General features: G+C 32.1%; 11 protein-coding genes. 2 read left to right on the forward strand and 9 right to left on the reverse strand.

Going from position 1 to position 9,295, the window contains the following annotated elements; genetic code table 11:
• Positions 1 to 93: 93 nt before the first annotated feature.
• The 9 genes from pyrR to spoIVA form a co-directional block, all read right to left on the reverse strand.
• Positions 94 to 624 carry a bifunctional pyr operon transcriptional regulator/uracil phosphoribosyltransferase PyrR gene (gene pyrR / locus RT412_RS16945; protein ID WP_312811232.1) on the reverse strand — a complete coding sequence of 177 codons (531 nt, stop codon included), beginning with the start codon at positions 622 to 624 and terminating at the stop codon, positions 94 to 96.
• Positions 625 to 673: 49 nt separating this feature from the next.
• On the reverse strand, positions 674 to 1,639 hold the full coding sequence (locus RT412_RS16950) for an RluA family pseudouridine synthase (protein ID WP_313347097.1): 966 nt from the start codon (positions 1,637 to 1,639) through the stop codon (positions 674 to 676).
• Positions 1,632 to 2,108, reverse strand: a complete 477-nt coding sequence (lspA, locus tag RT412_RS16955; RefSeq protein ID WP_313347099.1) for a signal peptidase II — start codon at positions 2,106 to 2,108, stop codon at positions 1,632 to 1,634. Before lspA ends, RT412_RS16950 begins: the two co-directional genes overlap by 8 nt.
• 12 nt (positions 2,109 to 2,120) lie before the next feature.
• A complete protein-coding gene (locus RT412_RS16960) occupies positions 2,121 to 2,906 on the reverse strand; it encodes a YlmH/Sll1252 family protein (RefSeq protein WP_313347101.1) in 786 nt (261 codons plus the stop codon).
• 13 nt (positions 2,907 to 2,919) lie between these two features.
• Entirely contained in the window at positions 2,920 to 3,177 is a 258-nt protein-coding gene (locus RT412_RS16965) for a YggT family protein (RefSeq protein ID WP_313347104.1), read from the reverse strand.
• Positions 3,178 to 3,186: 9 nt separating this feature from the next.
• Complete coding sequence (locus tag RT412_RS16970; protein ID WP_313347107.1) at positions 3,187 to 3,615, reverse strand: cell division protein SepF; 429 nt, start codon at positions 3,613 to 3,615, stop codon at positions 3,187 to 3,189.
• Positions 3,616 to 4,320 carry a YggS family pyridoxal phosphate-dependent enzyme gene (locus RT412_RS16975; RefSeq protein ID WP_398439713.1) on the reverse strand — a complete coding sequence of 235 codons (705 nt, stop codon included), beginning with the start codon at positions 4,318 to 4,320 and terminating at the stop codon, positions 3,616 to 3,618.
• Between the two features lie 9 nt (positions 4,321 to 4,329).
• Positions 4,330 to 5,583: an HlyD family efflux transporter periplasmic adaptor subunit gene (locus tag RT412_RS16980; RefSeq protein ID WP_313347110.1), complete on the reverse strand. Its 1,254-nt coding sequence runs from the start codon at positions 5,581 to 5,583 to the stop codon at positions 4,330 to 4,332.
• Positions 5,584 to 5,993: 410 nt separating this feature from the next.
• Positions 5,994 to 7,535 carry a stage IV sporulation protein A gene (spoIVA, locus tag RT412_RS16985; RefSeq protein WP_313347112.1) on the reverse strand — a complete coding sequence of 514 codons (1,542 nt, stop codon included), beginning with the start codon at positions 7,533 to 7,535 and terminating at the stop codon, positions 5,994 to 5,996.
• A gap of 186 nt (positions 7,536 to 7,721) precedes the next feature.
• Here spoIVA and RT412_RS16990 point away from each other — a divergent pair, with 186 nt between their 5' ends.
• Entirely contained in the window at positions 7,722 to 7,973 is a 252-nt protein-coding gene (locus RT412_RS16990; protein ID WP_313347115.1) for a hypothetical protein, read from the forward strand.
• A gap of 124 nt (positions 7,974 to 8,097) precedes the next feature.
• On the forward strand, positions 8,098 to 8,472 hold the full coding sequence (locus RT412_RS16995) for a DUF3221 domain-containing protein (RefSeq protein ID WP_313347118.1): 375 nt from the start codon (positions 8,098 to 8,100) through the stop codon (positions 8,470 to 8,472).
• Positions 8,473 to 9,295 lie beyond the last annotated feature (823 nt).

The following is a 9,295-nucleotide window of genomic DNA, read 5'->3' on the forward strand; positions in this document are numbered from 1 at the left end:
CCATGCCCTTATAGGGCAAGAGCAAACCACCGGCTCAGCCGGTGGTCATGATTATCTGCTTAGAAATATTTCCTTCTGTTAAATCTGTCATTATTATTCTTTGATTACCACCTGATTTGTTCCGTCTGTTTCTTCAAGCTGGACGCTTATTCTTTCAGTCCTTGAAGTAGGCACGTTCTTGCCTATGAAATCGGCACGAATCGGAAGCTCCCTGTGTCCTCTGTCAATCAATACTGCCAACTCAACATTCTTAGGTCTTCCCTGATCAACAACAGCATCTAAAGCAGCTCTGACTGTCCTGCCTGTATATAGAACATCGTCCACCAATACAACTGTTTTGTCTTTAATATCATAATCAAAATTTTGAACATAAAGAGGCGCTCTGTCATCTTTTTCGTAGTCATCCCTGTAATATGTTATATCCAAAGGAAAAACAGGAACCTTTGAACCCTCTATTTCTTCTATTTTATTTGATAGTCTGAGAGATAAGGGCCATCCTCTTGTTTTAATGCCTATAAGCACAACATTTTCAACGCCCTTGTTTTTTTCTATAATTTCGTGAGAAATTCTGAACAATGCCCTTTCAATTGCTTTTTCATCCATTATTACAGCTTTTATTTTCATTGGAACCTCCTTTAATTTAGTTATAACCTATGAGATTCATCGCTGACTCTCAGAATGACAAATCTTTTAACACCTTTGTAAAATATTCAGGTAATTCACTGTCAAATTCCATGTATTCTTCTGTAGCCGGATGTATAAATCCAACTGACTTTGAATGCAAAAGCTGTCCGTTTAATTCGAATTTATTTGTTTTACTGCCATAAACGTCGTCCCCCACAACAGGATGACCGATATATTTCATATGAACCCTTATTTGATGAGTTCTGCCTGTCTGCAGCTTTAATTTCAGAAGGGTATATTTACCGTATCTTTCAACAACCCAAAAATTTGTTATTGCATTTTTACTGTTTTTAGTTGTTACCGTTCGTTTTTTTCTGTCCTTTTCACTTCTGCCTAACGGCGCATCAACAACTCCGTTATCATCCTTTATATTACCCTCAACCAATGCGTAGTAAATTCTGTTTATTGAATGATCTTTTAGACATTTTGCCAAAAAATTATGTGATTTATCATTTTTAGCAATCAGCATCATACCTGAGGTATTCTTGTCGAGACGGTGTACTATTCCGGGACGCATAACTCCGTTTATAGATGATAAGTTTTTCAAATGATACATTAAACCGTTTACTAATGTTCCTGTATAATGTCCAGGTGCAGGATGAACGACCATGCCCTGAGGTTTATTTATTACAGCCAAATCGTCGTCCTCATAAACAATGTCAACCGGTATATTTTCAGCTATAATATCCAATGGTTCCGGTTCGGGAATCGTTATATTGATTTCATCATTTTTTTTAAGCTTATAATTCGCTTTTATACTCTTACTGTTTACGGTAATCATTCCGTCCGCTATAAGCTTCTGGACGGAGCTTCTTGACATTTCAGTAAATTTTCCTGCGATGTATACGTCTATTCTTTCATTTTCCACATCCGAAACAATGCTTATTTCATCTTCGTCATAGTTACCATCATCTATATCAATTTCATTATATTCTTTGGTTTTTAAATCATCCATCGATTTCACTCTTTTCAAATTTATTAAAAAGAATCAAAAATACCATAAGTATTGTTCCGCATACAACAAAGCTGTCGGCAATATTGAATATTGGAAAATTATAAAAGCTGCCGAATCTGACGTCTATAAAGTCTATAACGTAGCCAAGCATTAACCTGTCTATAAAGTTACCTATGGCTCCTCCCGCAATCATTGCTATTGACAACCTTGAAAGCTTATTAATGTTTTTGGTTCTAAAGAATATATACGCTAAAACAATCAGCATAACAACTGTTGCAATAATAAAAAACCATCTTTGATTTTGTAGTATACTAAATGCCGCTCCCCTGTTTTCCGCATAAGTAAAGCGCAAAAAATTTCCGATTATTTTTATTGAACTGCCATCTTTAAGTGTATTGACAGCCCATGCTTTTGTAACCTGATCTGCTAAGATTGAGGATACAAAGATTAAGCCAAATAAAAAATTCATAAATTCTCCTTGTTAAACATAGTGTTTGATTTCAATTTTGTTTTTTCCGCTTTTTGTTAAACCATTATTCCTGTAAATTTTAAACCGTCCGTATCTGCTGATTGAAATCATATCATTTTCAAGTAATTCTCTTGCTATTCTCTCTTCAACTTGCCAATTAACCTTTACATTTCCTGACTTCACCATGTTTGAAGCTGTCTCCCTTGATGTATTGGTAATATGCTTAACAATATTGTCAAGTCTCATTGATGAGCTTGTTATATTTAATATTATATGTTCCTGTTCTTTAAAATTAACGTCATCTGTCTTTATTTTTTCTACTTCTATTTTATTATGTCCTATTTTATCCAAATTGTACATAACATAATCAGATATATCATCGTGTAATATTATATCGGCATAATCATCATACACGTATATATCTCCTGTTTTGCTTCTGTCTATGCCCAAAGACATTAAAGAACCCAGATAATCCTTATGATTTAATTTCTTGAATTTGGATTTATTATATATTCTTAATGCAGTTATAAATTCATCCTTATCTATGTCTTCAAGGAATTCAGGGTATAAAATGAAAACTTTCCTCTCACCGTGTATAAATGAGGGGAAAGGTTCATATTTTATATTATAATTTTTTATTATGGGCACACATAAATCTGCAACATATGGATTCATGAATTCAGTCACTGCAGCAATATAATTTTTACTGACGGATACTGCTTTATCCGCAATCCTTCTGACCGAATTCTTTGTTTTTTCATCTTTTATAAAATCATAATACTTATCAAAATTTTTCATAATTACCTTACATTCATATTATTATATTTCGAATTAAATTCAATAATAAAAATGCTAATATTGGTGAGAAATCAAACATTCCCATGCCTAAACCTAATTTATCTAAAATTGCTCTGCAAGGAGCCAAAATCGGCTCTGTCATTTGATAGATAAAGTAGGATATTTTTGATGATTGTAGGGTTGGGAAAAATGATAGCACTACTCTTATTAGTATTAATGAATCCATGATCCTTAATAGTAAGCTAAGAGCGACTTTAATTGTATAATACATATATGCTCCTTATTTAAAATAAAAATTCCTTTCATATCTGTCGCTCAATCTTCCGTCAATTTGTACATTGCAAGGAGCTAAAACAAATATTCCATTTGATATTTTTTGAATGCTTGCTTCAAGTGCATATACAGCACCCTTGATAAATTCAAAAACTTGTTTTTGGTCTTCTAATTCCATACCCTCAATATTTAGAACTACAACTTTTCTGTTTTTGATTTCATCAACTGCCTTTGTGCAATCCTCATACTTATTGGGCTCACAAATAAAGACTTTCATATCGGTATTAGAATGAACCTTAATTACATTGTTTTTTCTACTGAAGGTTTCCATTCTTCCTATGTTGCTGCCGTTATCCTCAACAACATCCTCCTCTTCATAATCTTCATCTAAATCCGTGATGCCGATAAAATCCTTTACCTTTTCCATTACTCCCATTTACTCTTCCTCCTTATATGTTCTTTCGCCGAATACTGCAGTTCCTATTCTGATAATATTGGCGCCTTCTTCAATAGCAATTTCAAAGTCATTTGTCATTCCCATGGATAAAAACTTCATGTTGGAATTTTTTATATTCATACTTGATAATTTATCAAATATTACTTTCATCTTTTTGAAGACCCATCTGATTTCTTCAGGGTCTTCAGCGAAAGGTGCAACGGTCATAATCCCCAAAACATTAATGTTCTCAAACTGCTCCAACGATTTAACAAAATCATAAACATTTTCTTCACTTATGCCGAATTTGCTTTCCTCTTCACCTATATTCAATTCTACTAAAACATTTGCTTTCAGATTGTTCTTTGCTGCTCTTTTATCTATTTCATTGGCTAATTCCACGCTTTCTACAGAGTGAATCAGCTCTGCTTTATCAATTATGTACTTTACCTTGTTTTTTTGTAAATGACCAATCATATGCCATTTGACCGTTATATCTGAAAGCTTTTCATATTTATCTACTAATTCTTGTACTCTGTTCTCTCCAAGATTCAGGATACCGCCTTCAACTGCTTCTCTTGCTCTATCAGCATTTACAGTTTTAGAAACAGCTATCAGAGTAATATCATCAGGATTTCTTCCTGAACGCTCACAAGCCGCAGCAATTCTTTCTAAGATTCCATCAATATTTTCCTTAATACTCACAATAATCTCCTAATCTGCTATTTGTCCTTCGTATACCATTTCCGGATCTGATATGACCTTGTCAAATATTTTAACCGTAAAATATCTTTTGCCGTCTACGTTAATTAATCTTCTTTCATCTTTTTCAACATATTCTCCTAATGCAACTATGGTGAAATTTTCATCCATTCCTATAATTTCAATAGGGAAAAACTTTATTATGTTGCTTGCGTCCTGAACATAGACACCTGTCATTCCGTCTTTTTCAGTCAATGATTCAGTATTTATTTTTATTCCTTCATATATATCGGTTATTAATTCCAAATCTACATAGCGTTCATCATAAATTTTGTAAAAATAATCATCAAAATATAATATTAGTACCGATTGTTCACTGCCATAATTTATTTTTTTGATGAAACCCCACACCTCATACTGCTGTCCATCTGAATGAATTCTCGTTTTTATATATTTATTTTCAGAAAACAATTTAGCTTTTTCATTATCAACTGTGGCAGCAATATAATAATCAAAATTTCTGATGATTTTTAAAATACCTTCATTTGCAGAAACTGTTTCCTTATTAAATTTATCGGATACAGTATATTCTTTCTTCAGCGTACTGCTTGCAGTTAAATTATATACATCCTCAATATTATATACTTCCTCTAAGCCGTCTATTTTATATGTTATAATTCCTGCTTTAGCAGAATAGTATGGAACCTTATGTGTTGAAATGCTTTTTTCAAGGTCTTTTTTCATATTTTCAAGCTGATTGATATCATATGAATCATACGTTCCTTGATTAACAAATACAGCACCATTATTATCAACTTGCCCGACAATATTGTACATATTGTCAAATTCATTTTTTAAAATACTGTCCTGTATGTCGTCTTCATATAAGGTTAATGCTTCTTTTGTTGCAACTGCTGCAACTTCCGGATTTTTCTTCTTTGAATTTATTGCGGCTTCAATTTCGGCTATTTGTTTATTTATCTGTACCGAATTAGAATCAGTATTTAAATTTGCAATCAGCTGCCCTTGCTTTACTTTTGAACCTTCTTCGTAATAATATGTAACACTTCCGTCAAGAGTTGCATTATAAATTCTTTCATCCTTGACAATTATTCCTTCAGCTTTAATTATATTCTCCAAATCTCCCTTTACAGCAACAACTGTTTCAACAGAACCGTGTAAACTTTGAAATATATAAATAACTATACATACAGCTATTAAAGAAAAGAAAAAATTTTTAATACCGAAGTTTTTTCTTTTTGCCATTTAAACACTACCTTTTATTTATATACAAACCTAAAATTAGTTAGAAGATAATGTATTATACCACAATTTTCTTTTAATTTGCAAGCTTTATATGCTGAAGTTCTGAATTTATTACTACTTTATATGAAAATTTTTTTATAATTATGACAATAATATATGTTTTGTTACAAATATATACTATATTTGGGTTAGTCTAAGTGGTATCGCAGGCTTCATCACAAATTTGCTCGCTCCCTTTGGTCGCACAAATTTGGATTACGCTGCATTAGGTCTACCATCCATTTTTTTATCGCTAACGCTCTAAAAAATGGTGATAGCACCATAAAAAAATGAGATTCTTCAAAATTAGGTTTTGAAATGACATAATCATCCAACCTAAGAAGAATCTCTATATTATATACTTATAATTATTAAATAATTAAGAATATAATGCTTCCCGAACCGTCATTAACAATCTTTTCAATTGTCTTTTTAAGTTTCTTTCTTGCATTTTCAGGCATTGCGGTAAGTTTGGATTCCAATTGCTCATCAACTAAGCTGTACATAGTCTTTCCGAATATTTCAGCATCCCAAATGAACTGAGGATTATCCTTCATCTGCTCTGATAAATGATTTATTAAATCTTCACTTTGAGCTTTGGTTCCTATTATCGGAGCTACCTCTGTATTAATACCCGCATTGAAAATATGAAGCGATGGTGCCTGAGCTTTAATTTTAATGCCGTACCTGCTGCCTTCTTTGAATACCTCAGGTTTGTCAATAACCATATCTGATATGCCAGGTGATACATAGCCGTAGCCCTTTGTTTTTGCATCATTGATCGCTGCTTCAACACGCTTATAGCTATCCTTAGCTTTTGATAAATCTCCGATTAGCTTGAGAATTTGATGCTCACCGGAAATTTCTTCTCCTGATAATTCACTGATAACCTTGTAATAATATGAATTATCCAAATCGATTCTCATATTTATGCAGCCCGAGCCAAGCTCAATATCTTTTACATAAAAATCTTCGATGAAGTCATTTTCTGAAGAGAATATATTGTCAGCATTAAAGTCGCTTAATTTATAATAATCTTCAAAATCGTTCCTTAATGTATCTATTAAATCTTTTTTCAGCGAATAGTCATATGTAAGTCCGTCAAACCATTTAGGCAATTCAACATTAATTTCCTTAATCGGAAATTCATATAACACATCCTCTAAAACTTTGTCTATATCTTCTGTTTTTAAGTTCATTAAATCTAATACCTGGACAGGTGCATCATATTTTTCCTTCAACTGTACCGATAATGCTTGAGTGTTTTCATTCTGTGGATGAGTAGTATTTAATATAATTACGAATGGCTTGTTAATTTCCTTCAATTCTTTTACTACTCTTTCTTCTGCCATAATATAATTATCTCTGTTAATATCTGTTATGCTTCCGTCAGTCGTAATTAAAATTCCTATTGTTGAATGATCTTTAATTACCTTTCTTGTTCCTATTTCAGCTGCTTCAGCAAAAGGAATAGGATCCTCATTCCACGGTGTGCTTACCAATCTTGGTATTTCGCCTTCCATGTTGCCGATTGCGCCGGGAATCATATAACCTACGCAGTCAATTAACCTTAATTTTGCATTTATGTTTTCCTTGAACGTTACTTTTACTGCATTGCCGGGTACAAATTTAGGTTCTGTTGTTGTAACAGTCTTGCCTGTACCGCTTTGCGGCATTTCATCCTTAGCTCTTTCCCTTATGTAGTCATCTTCTATATTCGGCAGCATTACATTTTCAGAAAATTTTCTGATAAAGGTCGATTTTCCTGTTCTGACAGGCCCTACTACGCCTAAATATATTTCGCCCTTCGTTCTTCTTGCTATATCCTCATATATATCTAAATTAGTAATAATAATCCCTCCTCCTGCGAAATATGCAATATCGTATACAATTAATTTATATGCCTTGTTCACTTTCTTTATTCCATAATATTCAAAAATATATTTTAATATGAACACAAATTATTCAAACATACGTGAGGATTGACCGGCTGAACAACTACGAAGCATAGGGGCTTTTTCAGCAACCTGCACTAATGATATGAATGTTATTTTAAAAACAGCACATAATATTTTATATACTTGAAAAAGGAGAATACTATGAGCAAGCATAATCCAGAAGACAAAAGAGATACAATCAATAAAATGAAAAATGATATTAAAAATACAGAGAAAAATTACAGAGAAACAGAAAAGTTAATGGACCAAATCTATGATGATGTTATAAAAACAGACCTTCAAATTAAAAACATGAGAAGAGAACAATCAGTAAGAAGCATGAAAAAAGACATCACCAATGAGTACGATAAGGAAAATAACTTTAAAGATAAGCAGACGACCCAAATCTTTTGATTTGGTGTCGGTCGCTTATACTATAAGTGCAATATGAAATAGACCAGATAAACCTGAACTATTTGCTGTTATGGGAACAATTTTTGAATTTAATCGTCTAATTTAATAAAAGGAGAAGATGATTATGAAAAAATGTTTAATATTATTAAGCTTTATTATGATTTTTACTATGGCAGGCTGTACCTCTGCTTCAAACAAACTGCCAGACAGAGATCCCGACGCTATTGGCTTAATTTACGAGATAGATGCCGAAAGTCAAAGAATTTTGGTAGTTTCCGATATAGAAAATGTAGATATTACATATGACGAATGGTTTGAAGCCGGAAAATATGCTGTTTTTTTCAAAGTTACAGAAGATACAATAATTAATGATAACGGCACCGTATCGGATTTCTCTTCATTAAAAGAAGGGCAGAAGGTTGAGATTTGGCATACAGGAGTATTAGCTGAATCCTACCCAATGCAGGGAGAAGCTGTTTATGTTAATATAGTTAATTAAGGTCAGCGTACGCTGACCTTAATTTAGGCTTAGTATTTCTTAATTTGATTACGTTTGTTTCTAAAATTAGATATTACACTAAATAGTATAGATATAAAAAAACAGAATATATATAAATATATAACTCTCTGCCTCACAGAAAAATATATAAAAGCTAAGACACTAACTAATACAACACTAAAAGAGGCACCTACCTTTGTTTTTAAAGATATGTTGTTATCTTTAAAACATACTGGAAGCACAAGTAAAGTCGCACTGTATATAAAGAATAGAATAGAAAATTCAACTCCAAATCCAATAACAATAAATATTATAGTAATTACTAAAAGTATAGTTAAAAGCTTAAGCTCTTTCTGAAATTTGTAGTACATACATAAACCTCTTTTCTTAATATTTTTATCCTATTATACCATAAAAAACTATAGAAGGAAATATATACTACGCAAAAATGTAAAAATTCAGGGAAAATTTAACAAATAAGGTAAAATGGTTGACTTGTGGTAAAAAATGTATTATAATAGTGATATGTAGCTACATATGCATAGGATAATAATATTATCCTAAATATAAAAAAGGGGATTGTATTATGAAAAAAACAAAGAGAAAACTATTTACGTATTTGTTGGTTGTAAGCTTAGTATTGAGTTGTATTCCATTTAATGCATTTGCTAGTGAAAAACTAACTTCAGAAACGTAAGCGTCAAATGGGCCTAACCAAAATAACACTTCACCGGATATAATCAAATATCCAGTGAATATAATTCTTTAAGTGCTTCTTTCATGACCTTTCTTAGTTTTTCTTCAGAAGCATTCTTATGAATAT

The sequence above is a fragment of the Sedimentibacter sp. genome (assembly GCF_032080165.1).
GTDB lineage: Bacteria > Bacillota > Clostridia > Tissierellales > Sedimentibacteraceae > Sedimentibacter.